Origin of the sequence: Prochlorococcus sp. MIT 1341, from assembly GCF_034092415.1 — a bacterium.
Classification (GTDB): Bacteria; Cyanobacteriota; Cyanobacteriia; order PCC-6307; family Cyanobiaceae; genus AG-363-P08.
In genome coordinates this window covers 709,535-727,193 of record NZ_CP139304.1, presented here as the reverse complement: position 1 = coordinate 727,193, position 17,659 = coordinate 709,535, and the positions used below count along the sequence as shown (strand labels likewise).

The following is a 17,659-nucleotide window of genomic DNA, read 5'->3' as shown; positions in this document are numbered from 1 at the left end:
GGGATAATCGTTTTTAGACAAGCTTGCTAGGGGTTTTGTTGCCCCCAAGCAATCTTTAGCTATGAACGAATCTCACATTCTATCTCGTGACAGATTTATGTTTGTAAATCGAGTTCTAAGTGCAATGCTTCTGTTCTTAATAGGGCTCTACCAGAGGTGGATTTCACCAATTCTTGGACCTAGATGTAGGTTCATACCAACTTGCAGTGCTTACGGAGTTGAGGCTATCTCTCGACATGGGCCATGGAGAGGAGGCTGGCTTACATTAAAACGCTTAGCTAAATGTCATCCATTTACGCCTTGCGCGTGTGACCCTGTCCCAGATTAATGGAGTCTTCTATATTGTTTTTATTCAGCCGAAAAGGCTGTTGTTTATGCAAAGGCTTAGAAGAGAAATTGCATGATCTGAATCTCGAAGAACTTACGCCACCGCTAAGATTAGTCATTGTTGATATCGACAGTATTCAGACGCCAGAAACTCTTCGACGTAGATATGATCTGTTGGTACCAGTAATGGCTTTAGGAGAACATTTAGATCTTGATCTTAGAGTCTTACCAAGAGTCTCACCTCGCCTTAATGGAGAGAGGTTGTTTTATTGGTTGCAAAAGACCTGTACTGATTTGTTTAATTCTGGTAAGACCTCCTAAACCCTTTCTGATTTATCAATGACCTACCAGCTTCATTCTTTGCTGAGGGGGGTGGATTTGCCTATACCTTGCAACCTAGCAAATCCATTAGTGCTTGGTCTCACATGTGATTCGCGTTATGTAAAAGAAGGAAATTTGTTTTTAGGAATTCCTGGCCAAAGAATCGATGGAGGAGTGTTTTGGAGAGACGCTATTGAGAAAGGTTGTGTGGCTGCATTAATCAGCGCTTCTGCAGCTAAAACCGATAATCCATGCTCCGAAGACCCTGTAGCAATTCTCCCTGACCCAGTAACAAGATGGATCGGTGAAATTGCTTCGTTTTATTGGAACAAGCCCTCTTCGAGGATTTCTCTTCTTGGGGTTACTGGAACAAATGGCAAAACAACAACTACTTATTTAATTGAACATCTGTGTGCTGCTCTTGGAAAGCCTACGATCCTATTAGGAACACTTGTAAATCGATGGCCTGGTTTTAGTCAAACCGCAATTCATACAACAAACTTTGCGGATCAGCTACAGGAAAATTTGTCTCGTTCTTTACAGGCTGGTGTTGAATTTGGAGTAATGGAAGTCAGCTCTCATGCGCTCGATCAAAACAGGGTATCTGGTTGTAATTTCTCTGGAGCAGTGTTTACTAATCTCACACAGGATCACTTGGATTACCATGTATCAATGGAAGAATATTTTGCTGTAAAATCAAAATTATTCTTCCCTCCATATCTTCTGCCAGGAGATAGTAGAGCCATTATTAATGTTGATGATAAATGGGGAGAATTGCTCGCAGAACGTCTTGGCAAATGTTGCTGGAGAGCGTCCCTTAATCAGGAAAACTTTCAGTCCGGGAAAGCTGAATTATTTATCAAGGAAATTAACATGCAGGAGAGTGGTGTAAGTGGTCTTTTGGTAAGTCCACACGGAGAGGGATATTTTCACTCCCCTCTTGTTGGTAGTTTCAATTTGATGAATATATTACAGGCGACAGGAGTATTACTTCAACAGGGATTACCTCTGAAATTGTTATTGGAGAAAGTCTCTGAATTTTCTGGTGTTCCTGGAAGAATGGAAAAGATAGTCCCTGATTCATTGAATGTGTCTAAGATACCAAAGGTTTTTGTTGACTATGCACATACTCCTGATGGATTGAAGAATGCTCTTTTGTCATTACGTCCAATTGCAAAAAGGGATATTATTTGTGTTTTTGGATGTGGCGGCGATAGAGATCGACTTAAGAGACCGTTGATGGGCTCTATAGCGGCAGATTTTGCTGACACTGTTTTTGTAACTTCGGACAACCCTCGAACAGAAGACCCCAGGCACATTCTTGACGATGTTCTTCGAGGAATACCAAGCGGGAAAAAGATAGAAGTTGAAGAAGATCGAGAGGTCGCGATAACTAAAGCAATCGAATTAGCTAAGCCAACTGACTTGGTGCTTATAGCTGGAAAAGGTCATGAAGATTACCAAATTATTGGTAAGAAAAAGATGGATTTTGATGATCGTAAAATAGCTATGAAGGCTCTAAAGAATAAGGTTAAATCTTGATTGCTTTAATTGCTTCGATAAGGCTTCTCATTTCCCCTTCATCAGTAGTTACATGAACACAAGCTCGAAGACTTTTTGGTTCTACCAAGTCTCTTATCCAAATAGCAGATGTTCCTAGTTTCTGTACTATTTTTCTAGGTGAGGCTCTTCCTTTGTGAGTGAAACTTACCAATCCTGCAGGAGGATTCCCTTCAAGGAGTGGCTCAACCAAATCTATCTTTGATAGTTCAAGCCATAAAGCAGCACTTTTTTGTTGAATAATGTTTGATCTTTCTATTAAAGCTCCTTCTTTTTCGAGGAGTCCTAAGGAGCATCTCAAGCCTGCAAGCAATGGTACGCAGCTTGTTGCAATTTCAAACCTTCTACCGTCATTATGGAATAAGTTATCCGTGGAATTAAGTATTGTATTTTCGTTTTTAAGGGCTCGCCAACCAATTAATGTTGGTTGCGACTCAGTAAGTACCCTTCCTGAAAGAGCTACCCCACCCAAACCTTCTGGACCGCATGCCCATTTATGACCAGTAAATGCATATATGTCAGCAATTTTCGCTTCTTCATTAATGGCAATTTGCCCAAAACTTTGCGCACCATCAACTAGTAGGTAGGGTTTACTTACTTGAGATTTTAAATAGTCACCTAAGGCTTTGATTGGTATAACCTGGCCAGTATTCCAAAGTATGTGCGACACAACAACAAGACGAGTACTAGGAGTGATATACTTATCAATTAAGTCCAGGAAAACTCTTTCCAAATCATCGATTTGTGCTAAACTATACCTAAGATTTTGGATAGGAAGTACATCAATAAAGATCCCTTTTCTTTTCGCTAATTCTTTACAAGCTGCTACGACACCCGGATGTTCACAATCACTTATTAGAAACCTATCACCTGTCTTAAATGGCAACCCCCATAGGGGTAAGATACATCCCGAGGTTACATTTTCTGTGAGAGCTATTTGGTTTGGGGTAACCATACACATGCTAGCTAAAAGTTCTTTGGTTTTAGTAATTTCACGGGATATATATGCAAATACATCATTTGAGAATGGACCCATTTCTTGTATTTCTTCCCAGCTTTCATTTATGGCTTCTAGTGAAGGTTTTGGTAGTGGACCTTGGCCACCATAATTGAAGTATTTCTTGTTCTTTAGAGCCGGCATCAATTCTCTTAAATGCCCTTTTCCAGCAGAGTTTGCTTGGTTCAATGTAGAGTGCATGATTATCCTTTTGAAGGCTTTTAAAGGGGAAAGGGGTTAGTATCTTGTTGGAAAATATAAGGCCATACTAATTATTTGGACGTAGGCATTCGGAAAATTCAAAACTTTTTTTCGTTTCTGGCACATTCTCTAAAGATCTGCTCGTCTTTATATCTTACCCTTTTTTTGTCTTTTAAGTTTCTGGTGAATTCAATTTTTTATTTGTGTTATAACCATTAATCCAACCTAACCTAATCGATTGATCAGGTTAGGTTGGATTAATAAATTACATTTAGTGAGATTTAGTTTGCTTTATTTTGAAAAATACAGTTACTTTTAAGGCAATCGCTTTTTGATTAAAATGATTTAAATTACCATCGGTAAGGCTTTTATGCTAATTTCTTCAGGTAAAATTCTTTCTCCTAAAGCTAAATCGAAGTTGTAAGGAGTCATTTTATGCTTCTTTTTTAGCTAAACATTGTGATGAATTTAATTGCTAGTGATTTATCCTTCTCATACGGAAAGGATGCAATTGTTCAAAACATTTCGTTGAATCTTGAGCCAGGCACACTAACTGCTTTAGTGGGCCGAAATGGTTCTGGGAAGTCAACCCTTCTACGTTTATTACAAGGTCAGTATCCCCCTGATTCAGGTGAAATATTTGTTGGTGGAGTCCCACTGGGGAAGTGCCGGGAGAGAGTTGCATTGATGCCTCAGAGAAATTCAATTCAGTGGCATTTCCCGATCACTGTTTCGGAGTTAGTCTCTTTAGGAAGGATAGGTGGATCGCAATCTGGATGTTGTGATTTGGCAGCGGCTTTGCAACGCGTAGGTTTGTCTGAACTTGCATCTAAAAGACTTGATGCTTTATCAGGGGGGCAACAACAAAGAACCTTGTTAGCGAGGACACTGATGCAGTCTGCTCAAGTTTTTCTTTTGGATGAACCTTGTTCTGCATTAGACCCACCATCAAGAGAGGCTTTTTTAGTGCTTGTGAGACAATTGGCTGATGCTGGATATACTTTTTTTGTAAGTAGTCATGACTGGGGTGAATCTTTGAATGTGTATGACAGAGTTATTGTTTTGGACAATATAGTTTTGGCAGATGGTAGTCCCGAAGATGTTAGGAAGGAGCTTGGTGCAATTCCAAGTATGGGTAATCATTGTTGTGGATAAGGTTTCTTTGAGATTTGGAAAGAGGAGTTGGTTTGGGAAACTTTTTATTAATGAAGTATTTGCCCTGGAACTTCTGTTCGAGAGAATTCTCTTTCGCTGTGTCTTATGCCTTTAGAACTTTCTAATTGGTGGTTGACGCCCCTCCTTATGACCATTCTCGTAGGTATTTTGTGCCCTGCGACAGGAACTTTGTTGATTACTAATGGTCGCCTTTTGCAGGCGAATTTGATTTCGCATGCTGTCCTTCCTGGCCTGGCTTTAGCGCTTTCTCTTGGCCTTGACCCTGCTTTCGGTGGAGTTTTGAGTGGTCTTCTTGGTGCTTTAGTGGCAGAGAGATTGTCGCGTCAAAGAGTTGAGGAGAATGAAGCCGTAATTAATGCTGTACTTGCTGGTTTCTTAGGTCTAGGGGTTCTATTGATTCCCCTGTTGGGGTTAAGGATTGATCTAGAAGCCATTTTATTTGGAGATTTACTTACAGTTGGGTGGGGTGATTTTGGAAGAACTTTATTTGCATCATTTACGTTTCTGATTTTGATTGGTTTTTTTTACAGAGAATTTGTTTTTTTGGGTGTTGATTCTGAAGGTGCTTCGGCGAATGGATTGCCTATTTCTTCAATGCGATTGGCTCTTGGCTTTGTGACTGCCTTAGTAGTAGTTAGCTCTATGGCTGCAGTCGGGATTGTTTTGGTTATTGGTCTACTTTGTGCCCCTTCTTTATTAGGTCTCGCAAATGCTAAAAGCCTAAAGGTCGCGATGATTCGATCTGCAGCCTTTGGAGTCATTTTATCTACAGGAGGTTTCCTTTTAGCTATTATTTTCAATTTGCCTCCAGGTCCACTTATTGGTGCGATTAGTCTCTTTTTCTTGCCTAGGTGGGGCCGGGGTAATGGATGATTTTTTGATAGGTAATCATAAGACTTATCTTTTTTAGTTTTTCTTTTCTCTAAGTGTCCCAACCCTTTGATAGCGTCATTGAGATCTTTTACTTAACTTCAGGATTAAGCCTCCTAAGAAAGCAATGCATAGCAGAGGGAAGATAGCTCGTAGAATTCCTATTGCAAGTAAGGCAGTCAAGCCAATGCCGCCATATAGAGCCCATTTGGGTAGATAGGAAATTGCTTGATTACCTGAATTACTTGTTGGGGGAATTACTTCAGGGTCAATAGCATTTTGATCCTCGTTAAAGGGTTTTCTCATGATTAGCCTTTCACCATTTGATAGATGAGTTTTCAATTAGCTCTTGCTTATTTGCATCTTAGAGGGATCCTGTAAGAAAAAGATGCTTTTTATGCCTTTAGAATTTAACTCTTTCTCTGATGAGTTGACCAATCCATGGTTCTCTACTTCAGAACTTATAGAGTATTTAGGGATTACCATGAAGGAGTTGGATGAGAAGAAAAAATTATTTCATGAGGGTTTTCATTATGTAAGAGAATCTCCAGAGGATCCTCATAGTCGTCTTTTGTGGAGAATCGATAGGGTGGATGATTTGCTATGCATTCCAATACCTCCCTTAGAGAGGGAAGCAATGTTAAATGCACTTTCAAATAAAATTACTTGTAATGAGTAAGATGTAATGAAAAAAAGTTTAGCTTTGTAGTGCTAATAAAATTATTTGACTTTTAGCTTATGTTTGCATTTTGAATAGTAGTTAATTCCTGTGAGGATTCATCCCATAAAATATATTTAAAGCAATTTGAGATTTCACTCAAACTAAGTTTTTTCGAGTCTGCAAGTAGATCTTTGTTGTACATGTTGCATTCTCTAAGATTATAGTTCGGGATTCTTTCGCAGATGTGATGAATACTATGGAAAGATATATCGGCAAAAAACCAATTCAACCAGCGAGGTACCTCTAGGTTGCTACTTCCTTCAGTGGCACCTTTTATATAACTCCAGTCGTCAGTGCTATGTGCATAGGAATTTTCAAAATTATGTTGCACAAAGAAAACACATATAAAAATTGCTGCAGAGATAGTCATTACAATTGAATAGTATGTCCAGAAAAAACCAGCTCCAAGCCAATTAGACATTAACAACCAGGTCGCAATTACGAGGAAATTATTTCCTATTAGGTCAGCTAACTCTCCACTTGTGTACCAAAAACTTGATTTGTGAGATGCAATTCTATTAGGAATTAAATATATGCCTTTGATGCCATTGATTTTGATGTCGGAAACTAATTGGAGAGTATTCTCTTTAATGAATTCGAGAATGCCTAAAAATAGTGTACCCCTTGGTTTTATTATAAGATAGAAGAAGCCTCCGGGAAACAACATTAATGGATGCCTACTGATCGCATATATATTCTTGTTTAATTTTGAAAGTGATTGATACTCTTTGAGAGTAATTACTGCTGATGGCCCGCGGTATAGTTGCCAGTTGCCGTTGTGTTTGTGATGAAAAGCATGTCCTCTTGACCATGGATGTTGAGGTATTGCATTTAATACTCCTAGCAGAAAACCGGTGATGCGATTAAGCCATCTGGATTTGAAAAGGGAGTCGTGACCACAATCATGCATTAAGGAGAAACTTCTACTAGATAGCAGCACAAGCAGCCCAAGAATTGGAAATAAAGCAGTGACTTTGACGGGTAAAGGTAATGAAGCTTCCGTAATCCATCCAATCATTACCCATAGCAAAATAATTGGTCCCAAGGTGGATAAGACTTGCCATAGAGCTCTCGAATTACTTCTTACAAGGAAAGGAGAGATAGCAAAGTCCGACCTTCTTAGAGGCCGCCCTAAGGCTTTTGTTTTGGTTTGTTTTGCTGGAGAAGAAATAAGTTTTCTCTTAGTGATGTTTTGTCTAGTTGCCACTAACGATACCTTTATGGACTTTTAATGGCAGAGACTAGTAAAACATAAGTGAATCTAGAGAACCTGGATAACTTCGCTTACTTCTGGGATTGCTTCACGAAGCTTACGCTCTATTCCCATTTTCAGTGTCATTGTGCTGCTTGGGCAGCTTCCACAAGCTCCCTGGAGGCGAACCTTTACTACAGGGCCATCAATTTCAACGATTTCTACATTGCCCCCGTCGGCAATTAAGAAAGGCCTGAGCTCATTTAGAACAGTTTCAACATTCTCCATTGTCAGGGCCATTGTTTCATTACTCATTGAAGAATTTAATTTTGAATTGTTCAAAGCCTAGTTAGTTAGCTCATAATTTGACCAGAGGGGTTGTAGAAAACTTTGGCTTTTTCTCAATTGGACAATACCGACAGTCGTTATGACGCAGTTATGGTTGGCGCTGGGATTATGAGTGCCACGTTAGCTTCCTTATTGCATAAGCTTGATCCAACGCTTCGTTTATTGATTGTCGAACGTCTTGGAGGCCCAGGGCTTGAAAGTAGTTCGGCCTTAAATAATGCCGGTACAGGACATGCGGCAAATTGTGAGTTGAATTACACCCCACTTAGAGCGGATGGAAGTGTTGAAGTCGCTAAGGCAATATCAATTAACTTTGCTTATGAAAGAAGCTTGGAATTCTGGGCGTCTTTAAGTAAAGAGAATAATTTGGACCCTTCAAAGTTCTTGCATCGTGTTCCGCACATTAGCTTTGTTTCGGGGGAAAAGGATGTTGCTTTTTTGAGGAAACGTTTCGATCAACTTATTTCACTTGAAGCATTTTCAAAAATGCAATGGAGCCATGATTGGGATGAGATTCGTGAATGGATCCCTTTGGTGGTAGATGGACGAAGGAAGACTCAACCTATCGCTGCAACTCGTGTTGAACGGGGAACTGATGTTGATTTCGGAGCATTGACATCTTCTTTTTTGGAAATACTTCAAGCCAACGGATCCGTGGATTTGAGTTTTGGGACACAAGTAAGCAATTTATATAGACGTGAAAATTCCCTTTGGGAGCTTGAATTGAGATGTGACGAAGGAGGTCGTTATGTTCAGTCACCTTTTGTTTTTCTTGGTGCAGGTGGGGGAGCATTGCCTCTTCTACAAAAATCTGGAATCTCAGAGGCTGAAGACTATGCAGGTTTTCCAGTAAGTGGTAAGTGGCTGGTTTGTTCCGACCAGGATTTGTGCAGGAAGCATTTTGCCAAAGTTTATGGGAGGGCTAGGTTGGGAGCACCACCGATGTCCATGCCTCATTTAGATAGCCGATGGATTAGGGGTGGCCGCTTGCTTTTGTTTGGTCCTTATGCTGGCTATACAAACAAATTTCTAAAGCAAGGTTCAAACTTAGATCTCATTAGATCTCTTCGGATTAACAATATTGGCCCGACTTTGAAAGCAGGGTTTCAAAATCTTGATCTTGTTTCTTACTTGGTTAGTCAAGTTCTTCAGACAGATGAAGATCGATTAGGCCTACTTAGGGAGTTTTTCCCAAATGCTATTAGTAAAGATTGGAGGCTTGAGGTGGCTGGGCAAAGAGTTCAAATCATCAAACGCACTAGCAAAGGAGGAGTTCTTCAAATGGGGACAGAAGTTGTCTCAGCTAATGATGGTTCATTAGCTGCATTGTTAGGTGCATCTCCTGGGGCAAGTACTGCAGTAACAATCATGTTGGAAGTTTTGAGACGTTGCTGGCCAGAACAAATGGAATCAGTTTCGTGGCAAAAAAAACTTGTTGAGCTTTTGCCTAGTTATGGCCAAGACCCTTTATTGGATTCGGGTTGTATTAAAAGTATGAGAAGCCGAAGTGACCACTTATTAGGCATTTTTGATTAATGCATCATGTCTTTATGACTAGTGCTTATTAGGATTGTATGTTCAATTGAATATGCTTAGTCGGTAATTGTTTATCGAATGACCGACGTCCCTGTTGCAAGCCTCAGAAATTTCTGCATAATTGCCCACATTGATCATGGCAAATCAACTCTTGCCGACAGATTGCTTCAGGAAACCGGTACCGTCGCAGGTCGTGATATGCAGGAGCAGTTTCTTGACAATATGGATCTTGAAAGAGAAAGGGGAATAACTATCAAGCTGCAGGCTGCGAGGATGAATTACACCTCGAAAGATGGTGAGGCATATGTTTTAAATCTGATAGACACGCCTGGTCATGTTGATTTCTCCTATGAGGTGAGCCGTTCTCTACAGGCTTGTGAAGGGGCGTTATTGGTAGTGGATGCAAGTCAAGGCGTTGAGGCACAGACTTTGGCCAATGTTTATTTAGCATTAGAAAATGATCTGGAAATCATTCCGGTTCTCAACAAGATTGATCTACCAGGCTCTGATCCTGAAAAGATTAAAAAGGAAATTGAATCAATAATTGGACTTGACACTTCTAATGCAATTAGTTGTTCTGCGAAGACAGGGTTAGGTGTAGATGAGATTCTTCAGGCCGTTGTTGATCGGATACCTCCACCTCAAGATACTATTGATGATCCGACACGGGCACTCATTTTTGATTCTTATTATGATCCATACCGTGGGGTAATTGTTTATTTCCGAGTTATTAGTGGTCGTATTAATACTAAAGAAAAGGTTCTTTTAATGGCCAGCAATAAGAGTTATGAGCTTGATGAGATTGGTATTATGTCTCCTGAAAAATGTAAAGTTGAAGACCTACATGCAGGAGAAGTAGGTTATTTAGCTGCATCAATTAAGGCGGTTTCAGATGCACGAGTTGGAGATACCATTACTCTTTTAAACTCACCTGCAAAGGAACCATTGCCCGGCTATAATGAGGCTAAGCCAATGGTTTTTTGTGGTTTATTTCCGACTGATGCAGATCAATACCCTGATTTACGAGAAGCTCTGGATAAGTTGCAACTTTCAGATGCTGCCTTGAAGTTTGAACCTGAAACAAGTAGTGCAATGGGCTTTGGCTTTAGATGTGGTTTTTTAGGCCTTCTTCATATGGAAATCGTTCAAGAACGTTTAGAGAGAGAATATGATTTAGACCTTATAGTTACGGCTCCATCAGTTATTTATAAAGTGAAAATGATTGATGAAAGTGTAATTATGGTAGACAACCCTGCTACATTGCCAGACCCGCAGAAGAGAGAGTTAATAGAAGAACCATATGTGAGGTTAGAGATATATGCACCTAATGATTACAACGGAACATTAATGGCTCTTTGTCAGGAACGGAGAGGAGACTTTATAGACATGAAATATATTACTACTGATCGAGTTACATTGGTTTATGAATTGCCTTTAGCTGAAGTTGTTACTGACTTCTTTGATCAAATGAAAAGCAGAACGAAAGGATATGCTTCCATGGAATATCATTTAATTGGTTATAGGGCTAATGATTTAGTGCGTCTAGATGTTCTGATAAATTCGGAGAAGGCTGATCCATTAACAACAATTGTTCATAGGGAGAAAGCCTATTCAGTTGGCAAAGGGTTGGTGGAGAAACTCAAAGATTTAATTCCTAGGCAGCAATTTAAGATTCCTCTTCAGGCCTCAATTGGTAGTCGGATCATCGCTAGTGAAAGTATTAGTGCCATGAGAAAAGATGTTCTAGCTAAATGTTATGGAGGAGACATATCAAGGAAGAAAAAACTATTGAAGAAGCAAGCAAAAGGGAAAAAGCGTATGAAGGCAATGGGTAAAGTTGAAGTACCTCAAGAAGCATTTATGGCAGTTTTAAAACTAAATCAGACAAGTTAGAAAAACTATAAGTAACCTTGCTTATAGTTGAAAATAATATTGTTTTTTCTGTTGGGCTGAAGCTTTGATCATTTTCCTTTGAACTGTTAAAAGTGTTCCATAAGATAAATATTAAGAATATACTTCCAATTATGATAACCAAATGCCCCACTGTGAGGCCTAAATCTTTTTTATTTATGTTTTGATTTCTCGAGATTGGCATTTAGGACCTCTTGTATCTGTATAAAAGCATATATGCTAGGGGGGTGTTTTGCTGGACCTTTTGAAGATATCCTCTTTTCGTAGGCAACATAGGTCTAATCTTTTGTCATATCGGATGGCAAGATTTGGGGTTTTAATAGTCCTTTTACACTTGATTGCTGCATTAATAGTGCCTTTATTGATTTCGAGTGGGTTTTTGCCTGATGCAAATACAGGGTTAGAAAACCCAATATATTCGCCACCTTCTTTAGAGCATTGGTGTGGAACAGATCGCCTGGGTCGTGATGTATGCGTTAGGACTTTAGAAGGAAGCGGAGTGGCTTTGCAAGTTGTTTTCTTAGCAGTGTCTCTGGCCGTTTTGATTGGTATTCCTTTTGGAATTCTTAGTGGTTATTTAGGGGGGGCATTTGACAGAGTCTTAGTACTTTTAATGGATACTATCTATACTTTACCAATCCTTCTTCTTTCTGTTGTACTTGCCTTTCTATTTGGCAGAGGAATTCCGAATGCCGCCTCTGCATTGTGCGTGGTCTATATTCCACAATATTTTCGTGTTGTTCGCAATCAGACCGCGCAGGTAAAATCTGAAATGTATATCGATGCTGCACGCACTCTTGGCGCTGGCCCAATATGGATAATGAGAAAATACTTATTTAGAAATGTGATCGCTTCAGTTCCTGTGCTTTTATCTTTAAATGCAGCTGATGCAGTTTTGGTTTTAGGTGGACTTGGCTTTTTAGGACTAGGACTCCCAGAGTCAGTGCCTGAATGGGGGAATGATTTGCATATGGCACTTTCTGCTGTTCCTACAGGCATATGGTGGACTGCTCTCTACCCAGGGTTTGCCATGTTTATACTTGTTCTTGGGCTTTCTTTTATTGGCGAGGGTTTAGAAGCCTGGATTAGTGATAATCACAAAGAATTGGTAAAGTAGTAAAGAAAAGAGTTCTCCTTTAAAATTATCACTTTAGTTATTTATTTAATAACGCATCTTAAAGGTTCTTGGAAGATCCTCAACTATTTCACCATTTTCCTTTAGGGATGGATAAGGCTTTTTATTAGTAATACACCAACTTGCAACTTCTGGATATGCCCATTCAAAAAGACGTTTATTGTAAATCTGCTCAGAAATACCTTCTCCATTTTGTGGAATTATTCCTGCCAGGCTTCTTTGCCTCACTGCTTCAAAAAGTAATATTGCTGTTGCAACTGATACGTTTAGTGATTGAACCATACCACTCATTGGAATATGTATTGATTCATCAACTAATGAGCAAGCTTGATCGCTTAACCCCCATTTTTCTGCTCCAAGTACAAAGGCAGTAGGGCCACAGAAATTACATTCTCTATAGTCTCGTGATTCTCGCGATAAATTTGTTCCATATAATCTAAATCCTCTACTTTTCAGAGTTGAAATGGCAATTTCAATGCTCTTGTGATTGTTTAGCTTGACCCATTTTTGACTTCCTTGTGCAGTGCTGTTGAATGTGGGTGTTTTGCTCTCTTTGCTTATAAGGTGAGCCTCCAGAGCTCCTACTGCATCGCAACTGCGTAGAATTGCAGAAAGATTGTGAGGTTTTTCTACTTCCTCAAGCAAAACTGTCAGGTTTTCTATTCGACAATCTAAAACTGCTTTCAGTCGTTTAAATCGTCTTGGCAACAGAGGCATAACCAGATGAATTCTTTTGACTTAAGAGTAAGGAATGCTTTGAGGAGAATTCCTTATGGGAAAGTAGCTACATCTTCCCAAATAGCAGAGTTAATTGGTGCATATGGTTCGGTCAGGCAAGTCGGTAGCTCGTCTATCACTTCCCTGTAAGCTCCCTTGGCATAGAGTGGTCAATGCTAGGGGAAGCATTTCTATGAGGGTTGGTAGGCAGGGCTCGGATTGGATGCAGCATCAGCTTTTAATTGAAGAGGGTATTCCAGTTGATGCTTCAGGACATTTGCCGCTAAGAGAATTTCTCTGTGATAAGACGGATTTTAAGGATTCATTTCAAATAACTAGTTGATTTTGCTTTCTCTAATGCAGCTCGAAGGCCCTGACTTTTCTAACTCTTTGGATTTGAAAAAGGCAGGTCTTATGCCTCGGAAGCTCGCATGGGATGTTCTTATGTCAGTAGCTGCAGGGGCATTTGCGGAAATAGCCCTTGAGCGTGTTTTGGGGGAGAAAAAGTTAAAGGATGTAGACCGTAGTTTGGTTAAGGAGATCTCTTTTGGAGCAATAAGATATAGATATTTCCTTGATTGTTGGCTTGATCAACTTGGAAAAGTTCCTGCATTAAAGCAGCCCCCTCCTCTTCGTTGGCTTCTGCATTTAGGCCTTTATCAGATATTTAAAATGCAAAAGATACCTGTCTCTGCAGCTGTAAATACTTCTGTTGAGCTAGCAAAGGCGTCTAATTTTGCAAAGTTAGCACCTGTAGTTAATGGTGTTTTGAGATCAGCGCAGAGGAAAGTTTCGTGTGGGGGAAGCTTGCCTATTCCAGATTCTCCTTCGAAGTTGCTAGCTCAAGAGCAATCCTTGCCACTCTGGATGGCAGAAAAATTATTAATTTGGCACGATGTGACATTGGCTGAGAAGGTCGCTGGGTCTTTTAATCAGGTTTCTCCGATTGATTTAAGGCTTAATCGCTTATTAGTCGAAAACTCTAAGGAATTAATGGTTGCGTTCAAAAGAAATGGATTGAAAATTACACCTATAGATGGATATCCTGATGCGATGGAAGTGGCATCAGGTTCGGGGAACATTCGTTTATGGCCGGGCTACTGTGAGGGGTTTTGGACAGTACAAGATAGGGCTGCTCAATGGGTTGCACCTCTCTTGGAGCCCAAGCCTTTTGAGAGGGTTTTAGATGCATGCGCTGCGCCTGGTGGCAAGGCAACTCATCTTGCCGAATTAATGGGTAATCGAGGAGAAATATGGGCTATAGATCGTTCCCGAAATCGTTTAGATCGATTAGTGGACAATGCTGAACGCCTAGGAATTACTTGTCTAAATGTTTTGAGTGCAGATGCAAGAATCCTCACTAAATTGAAGCCTTCTTGGATAAAAAACTTTGAAAAGATTCTTGTTGATGCACCCTGTTCAGGATTAGGCACTCTTTCTAGAAACCCTGATGCTCGATGGAGGATGTCGCTTAAGAAGATAGAAGAACTTGTGTTACTTCAATATCAGATACTCGAAGGATTGTTACCTCTTTTGGCTCCAGGAGGAAGACTTGTTTATGCAACCTGCACAATAAATCCAGATGAGAACACTAATCAGATAGAAAGGTTTATTAAGTTGCATCCAGATATAAACCTTGTTTATCAAGAGCAGAAAGTTCCTCAATTAAACCAGAATGGTGATGGCTTTTATGCCGCAGTAATCGAGAGGAGCTTATAAAGGCATTTTTGACTTTAAAAACTTACTGGTAAAAAGTATAAAGAGCCTTTCCAGTAAATCGTTCTTTTATGCTAATTTCTATTACCAAGACTTGGTTTTGGGCCTTTGCTTGGTGTGATTAATATTCCACTTTTTGGGGCTCTATTAATATACTTTGATGGTTTTCTGGGAAAGTTAATTATTTGCAAGTTGGATTCGATTTCTGACATGAATTTTTTCCATACCCATGCAGCCTCTCCGCTGCCACTTTTTGTTTCTCGATTGTCATCATGTCCAAACCAAACTCCAGTTGTAAGTTGGGGAATTGAACCTATAAACCATAAATCTCTGCCTCCTTCCGATGTTCCGGTTTTTCCAGCAACAGGCCTATTTTTTAGAGTTGCTGCGATACCAGTTCCGCTACGTACTACTTCTTGCAACATCCAATTCATCGTATCAGCAATGTCTTGAGATACAGCACGATTTCCTTTATTTCCGTGTTTTTTAAGACTCCATAAAATATTGTTATTTGGCCCTCTTATTTCCTGAAATGCCATTGGCTTTATGAATATACCTCTATTTGTTATGGCCGCATATGCTGAGGTCATTTCAAGTAGGGTTTGCTCATATGCCCCAATCGCTAGAGGGTAATATCTTCCTAACTTTCTCTTATTTCCTATTCCTAATTTGTTGGCAATATCAATTACATTTTTAAAACCAACCTTGGCTAATAGCTGTACAGAAACAGTGTTAAGTGAGTGTTTTAATGATTCGGAAAGAGTAACTTCTCCCATGTATTTGTTGTTAAAATTTTTGGGGCAATATCCATACCAGCAAATAGGTGTGTCAATTATTTTGTCTTCTGGTATTAGGCCATACCTCAAAGCAGCTAGATATGGAAAAAGCTTGAATGTTGACCCTGGTGAGCGCAGCGCTTGTGTTGCTCTATTGAATTGTGTATCTCTAAAATTTTTACCACCAACCATTACTTTAATTAATCCAGTATTCGGTTCAATAGACACAAGAGAACCTTCAGTTTCTCCAGGACTATAATTTCGTATTGCTTTTTCTGCTTCCTTTTGCCAATCTAAGTTTAAACTAGTTACTATCTTTAACCCTCCTAGTTCTATTTGCTCCTTGGTTAAGACTTTTGGGATTTCTTTCTCAACCCAACTGGTGAAAAATGGCGCAGCACTGTTGTAATATTTTGGTACTGCTGGTTTTAAATTAAGGGGCTCTTGGTTTGCAGTTTTTGCCTCTAATGGATCAATAAACCCTGCCATTTGCATTCTATTTAGAACAATAGACCGTCGTTTTAGTGCTTTTCTTGGGTTGACTAGTGGTGAATATAGTGATGGGGCGGGTGGTAGCCCTGCTATTAGAGCTGCTTCGGATAGTGACAGTACTTCAGGTTTTTTTGAAAAATAAATCCAAGCTGCGTCAGCAACGCCATATGCACCTGATCCAAGATAGACATTATCTAGATACTGTTCAAGGATCTTATCCTTGCTAAGTTGACGTTCTATTTTATAAGCAAGAGCTGCTTCTTTTACCTTTCTTGCAAGCGTTCTGTCTTGACTAAGAAAAATAGTTCTGGCAAGTTGTTGAGTTATTGTACTTCCCCCTTCTTGGACAGATCCTTTGATTAGATTTTTAATTAAGGCTCTTGATATACCCCAGACATCTACTCCATTATGCTTATAAAATCTTCTGTCTTCTGAAGCTATAAAGGCTTTTTTTAATATAATCGGAATTGTCTGATCCCCTATCCTTTCGCGAGTTACGGGACCTTGTTTTTGTATTATTTTTCCATTGCTAGAAAGTAGTGTAATTGTTCCTGGTCTTCTTATCTCACCTAAGCCTTTTACCTCCGGCAATATCGAATCCATTGCACCACTTGCAAGATTTTCTAGAACAGAAAAAATACAACCTATAGATAGTGATGTCCCTATTAAAACAAGCAAATTTCGCCTGTTTTTCTTTATCACAAGGCCTGTATAAGAGGACTATGCCCAATTGCAATTGCAGTAACCAACATTCCAAGTATTAGAAAAGGTTGTGCACTAGCTTGATACTTGACATCGTATTTTAAAGGATCTCTAAGAAGCCAAATATCTTGAAAAGTCATTTGTGGAATAATCAGTAAAATTAGTAATACTGATGCAAACTTTTGTCCTATTAGTATAAGTACGGCAACCATGACCAGTTGAAAAATATCTATCATGCCGGCACTAATCCAACTAGCCTTCTTTATGCCAAAAACAACTGGCAAAGATTGAAGACCTAACTCTTTGTCCCCTTCAACACTTTTAAAGTCATTGATTACTGCTATACCAAGGCCGGCGAGGCTATAGGCAAGAGTTAGAAGAGCTGTTGTCCATGTAAGGTTGCCAAATAATGCTTGCCCTGCCCACCACGGCAGGGCAATATAGCTAGCCCCTAGGGCGTAGTTGCCTATCCAACCATTTTGCTTGAGCTTTAGAGGGGGGGCTGAATATATAAAGCTCACTAAAGAGCCACCTAAAGCAAGAAGTAAGACTGATGGGGTGGTATGGCCAGCCCAAGCATCAAGACCATAAGCAACACCTAGTCCAGCGAGAAGCAGTACCCAAATTTGAATCTTTACTTGAATAAGAGATATTGCACCTGATGGGATTGGTCTATAAGGTTCATTAATTGCATCGATTTCTCTGTCGTAATAGTCATTGATCGTCTGGGTATAACCAGCCAGGAAGGGCCCACTCATCAGCATGCATGCTAAAGAGGCAATTACATTACTTATTTGCCAATGGTAATTACCGCTGGCAGCAGCCCCACAGATAACCCCCCAAAGGAGTGGTATCCAGGTAACTGGTTTCATCAACTGCAGGCGCAACTTCCATATGTTGGTTGTTCCTGAGGCGCCCTTGATACCGAGAAGCTGTCTGGCGTCACTCACTTTTTAACCTC

17 protein-coding genes and 1 pseudogene are annotated in these 17,659 nt (G+C 39.8%); 11 read left to right on the top strand and 7 right to left on the bottom strand.

All coding sequences use genetic code 11. The features are described 5' to 3' along the window. Positions 1–61 precede the first annotated feature (61 nt). From yidD to SOI84_RS03705, 3 genes are read left to right on the top strand one after another with little or no spacing between them, the layout of a single operon-like run. A complete protein-coding gene (gene yidD, locus SOI84_RS03715; RefSeq protein ID WP_320675071.1) occupies positions 62–328 on the top strand; it encodes a membrane protein insertion efficiency factor YidD in 267 nt (88 codons plus the stop codon). After that, positions 328–648: a glutaredoxin family protein gene (locus SOI84_RS03710; RefSeq protein WP_320675070.1), complete on the top strand. Its 321-nt coding sequence runs from the start codon at positions 328–330 to the stop codon at positions 646–648. Before yidD ends, SOI84_RS03710 begins: the two co-directional genes overlap by 1 nt. 18 nt (positions 649–666) lie before the next feature. Further along, positions 667–2,190, top strand: a complete 1,524-nt coding sequence (locus tag SOI84_RS03705) for a UDP-N-acetylmuramoyl-L-alanyl-D-glutamate--2,6-diaminopimelate ligase (protein WP_320675069.1) — start codon at positions 667–669, stop codon at positions 2,188–2,190. Here the strand turns inward: SOI84_RS03705 and SOI84_RS03700 are convergent. Beyond that, entirely contained in the window at positions 2,180–3,406 is a 1,227-nt protein-coding gene (locus SOI84_RS03700; protein ID WP_320675068.1) for an aminotransferase class V-fold PLP-dependent enzyme, read from the bottom strand. The genes SOI84_RS03705 and SOI84_RS03700 overlap by 11 nt on opposite strands. A gap of 459 nt (positions 3,407–3,865) precedes the next feature. Between SOI84_RS03700 and SOI84_RS03695 the strand changes: the two genes are divergently transcribed. Then, positions 3,866–4,561, top strand: a complete 696-nt coding sequence (locus SOI84_RS03695; RefSeq protein WP_320675067.1) for an ABC transporter ATP-binding protein — start codon at positions 3,866–3,868, stop codon at positions 4,559–4,561. A gap of 147 nt (positions 4,562–4,708) precedes the next feature. Further along, complete coding sequence (locus tag SOI84_RS03690) at positions 4,709–5,455, top strand: metal ABC transporter permease (RefSeq protein ID WP_320675066.1); 747 nt, start codon at positions 4,709–4,711, stop codon at positions 5,453–5,455. A 75-nt stretch (positions 5,456–5,530) separates the two neighbouring features. Here the strand turns inward: SOI84_RS03690 and SOI84_RS03685 are convergent, their stop codons facing one another. Further along, a complete protein-coding gene (locus SOI84_RS03685; protein ID WP_320675065.1) occupies positions 5,531–5,758 on the bottom strand; it encodes a hypothetical protein in 228 nt (75 codons plus the stop codon). A gap of 91 nt (positions 5,759–5,849) precedes the next feature. Here SOI84_RS03685 and SOI84_RS03680 point away from each other — a divergent pair, with 91 nt between their 5' ends. Continuing rightward, positions 5,850–6,131, top strand: a complete 282-nt coding sequence (locus SOI84_RS03680; protein WP_320675064.1) for a hypothetical protein — start codon at positions 5,850–5,852, stop codon at positions 6,129–6,131. 52 nt (positions 6,132–6,183) lie between these two features. Here SOI84_RS03680 and SOI84_RS03675 read toward each other — a convergent pair whose 3' ends face one another. Together SOI84_RS03675 and SOI84_RS03670 are read right to left on the bottom strand one after the other, a co-directional pair. Further along, positions 6,184–7,380 carry a fatty acid desaturase gene (locus SOI84_RS03675; RefSeq protein WP_320675063.1) on the bottom strand — a complete coding sequence of 399 codons (1,197 nt, stop codon included), beginning with the start codon at positions 7,378–7,380 and terminating at the stop codon, positions 6,184–6,186. A gap of 54 nt (positions 7,381–7,434) precedes the next feature. Further along, positions 7,435–7,680, bottom strand: a complete 246-nt coding sequence (locus SOI84_RS03670; RefSeq protein ID WP_320675062.1) for a NifU family protein — start codon at positions 7,678–7,680, stop codon at positions 7,435–7,437. Positions 7,681–7,755: 75 nt separating this feature from the next. Here SOI84_RS03670 and SOI84_RS03665 point away from each other — a divergent pair, with 75 nt between their 5' ends. The 3 genes from SOI84_RS03665 to SOI84_RS03655 all read left to right on the top strand — a co-directional run bounded on the left by SOI84_RS03665 (position 7,756) and on the right by SOI84_RS03655 (position 12,277). Next, positions 7,756–9,249 (top strand): malate:quinone oxidoreductase, encoded by a 1,494-nt coding sequence (locus SOI84_RS03665; RefSeq protein ID WP_320675061.1) that lies wholly within the window; start codon positions 7,756–7,758, stop codon positions 9,247–9,249. 78 nt (positions 9,250–9,327) lie between these two features. After that, positions 9,328–11,142, top strand: coding sequence for a translation elongation factor 4 (gene lepA / locus SOI84_RS03660; protein ID WP_320675059.1), 1,815 nt, complete (start codon positions 9,328–9,330; stop codon positions 11,140–11,142). Positions 11,143–11,458: 316 nt separating this feature from the next. Then, positions 11,459–12,277: an ABC transporter permease gene (locus SOI84_RS03655; RefSeq protein ID WP_320675054.1), complete on the top strand. Its 819-nt coding sequence runs from the start codon at positions 11,459–11,461 to the stop codon at positions 12,275–12,277. A 45-nt stretch (positions 12,278–12,322) separates the two neighbouring features. Here the strand turns inward: SOI84_RS03655 and trmH are convergent, their stop codons facing one another. Beyond that, on the bottom strand, positions 12,323–13,012 hold the full coding sequence (trmH, locus tag SOI84_RS03650; RefSeq protein WP_320675053.1) for a tRNA (guanosine(18)-2'-O)-methyltransferase TrmH: 690 nt from the start codon (positions 13,010–13,012) through the stop codon (positions 12,323–12,325). A 6-nt stretch (positions 13,013–13,018) separates the two neighbouring features. On the opposite strand from trmH, the pseudogene SOI84_RS03645 reads away from it, so the two are divergent. After that, positions 13,019–13,355: pseudogene (locus tag SOI84_RS03645) on the top strand (MGMT family protein). Positions 13,356–13,426: 71 nt separating this feature from the next. After that, on the top strand, positions 13,427–14,731 hold the full coding sequence (locus SOI84_RS03640; RefSeq protein WP_320675052.1) for a 16S rRNA (cytosine(967)-C(5))-methyltransferase: 1,305 nt from the start codon (positions 13,427–13,429) through the stop codon (positions 14,729–14,731). Between the two features lie 71 nt (positions 14,732–14,802). Here SOI84_RS03640 and SOI84_RS03635 read toward each other — a convergent pair whose 3' ends face one another. Both SOI84_RS03635 and chlG read right to left on the bottom strand, forming a co-directional pair. Further along, positions 14,803–16,695, bottom strand: coding sequence for a PBP1A family penicillin-binding protein (locus SOI84_RS03635; protein WP_320675345.1), 1,893 nt, complete (start codon positions 16,693–16,695; stop codon positions 14,803–14,805). Continuing rightward, positions 16,695–17,648 carry a chlorophyll synthase ChlG gene (gene chlG / locus SOI84_RS03630; protein WP_320675051.1) on the bottom strand — a complete coding sequence of 318 codons (954 nt, stop codon included), beginning with the start codon at positions 17,646–17,648 and terminating at the stop codon, positions 16,695–16,697. Before chlG ends, SOI84_RS03635 begins: the two co-directional genes overlap by 1 nt. Positions 17,649–17,659: the final 11 nt, after the last annotated feature.

Bases quoted from the DNA above. Each gene is read 5' to 3' on its own strand.
- SOI84_RS03705 (WP_320675069.1), top strand. From the start codon at position 667: ATGACCTACCAGCTTCATTCTTTGCTGAGGGGGGTGGATTTGCCTATA.
- yidD (WP_320675071.1), top strand. From the start codon at position 62: ATGAACGAATCTCACATTCTATCTCGTGACAGATTTATGTTTGTAAAT.
- trmH (WP_320675053.1), bottom strand. From the start codon at position 13,012: ATGCCTCTGTTGCCAAGACGATTTAAACGACTGAAAGCAGTTTTAGAT.
- lepA (WP_320675059.1), top strand. From the start codon at position 9,328: ATGACCGACGTCCCTGTTGCAAGCCTCAGAAATTTCTGCATAATTGCC.
- SOI84_RS03685 (WP_320675065.1), bottom strand. From the start codon at position 5,758: ATGAGAAAACCCTTTAACGAGGATCAAAATGCTATTGACCCTGAAGTA.
- SOI84_RS03670 (WP_320675062.1), bottom strand. From the start codon at position 7,680: ATGAGTAATGAAACAATGGCCCTGACAATGGAGAATGTTGAAACTGTT.
- SOI84_RS03640 (WP_320675052.1), top strand. From the start codon at position 13,427: ATGCCTCGGAAGCTCGCATGGGATGTTCTTATGTCAGTAGCTGCAGGG.
- SOI84_RS03680 (WP_320675064.1), top strand. From the start codon at position 5,850: ATGCCTTTAGAATTTAACTCTTTCTCTGATGAGTTGACCAATCCATGG.
- SOI84_RS03700 (WP_320675068.1), bottom strand. From the start codon at position 3,406: ATGCACTCTACATTGAACCAAGCAAACTCTGCTGGAAAAGGGCATTTA.
- SOI84_RS03655 (WP_320675054.1), top strand. From the start codon at position 11,459: ATGGCAAGATTTGGGGTTTTAATAGTCCTTTTACACTTGATTGCTGCA.
- SOI84_RS03710 (WP_320675070.1), top strand. From the start codon at position 328: ATGGAGTCTTCTATATTGTTTTTATTCAGCCGAAAAGGCTGTTGTTTA.
- SOI84_RS03690 (WP_320675066.1), top strand. From the start codon at position 4,709: ATGACCATTCTCGTAGGTATTTTGTGCCCTGCGACAGGAACTTTGTTG.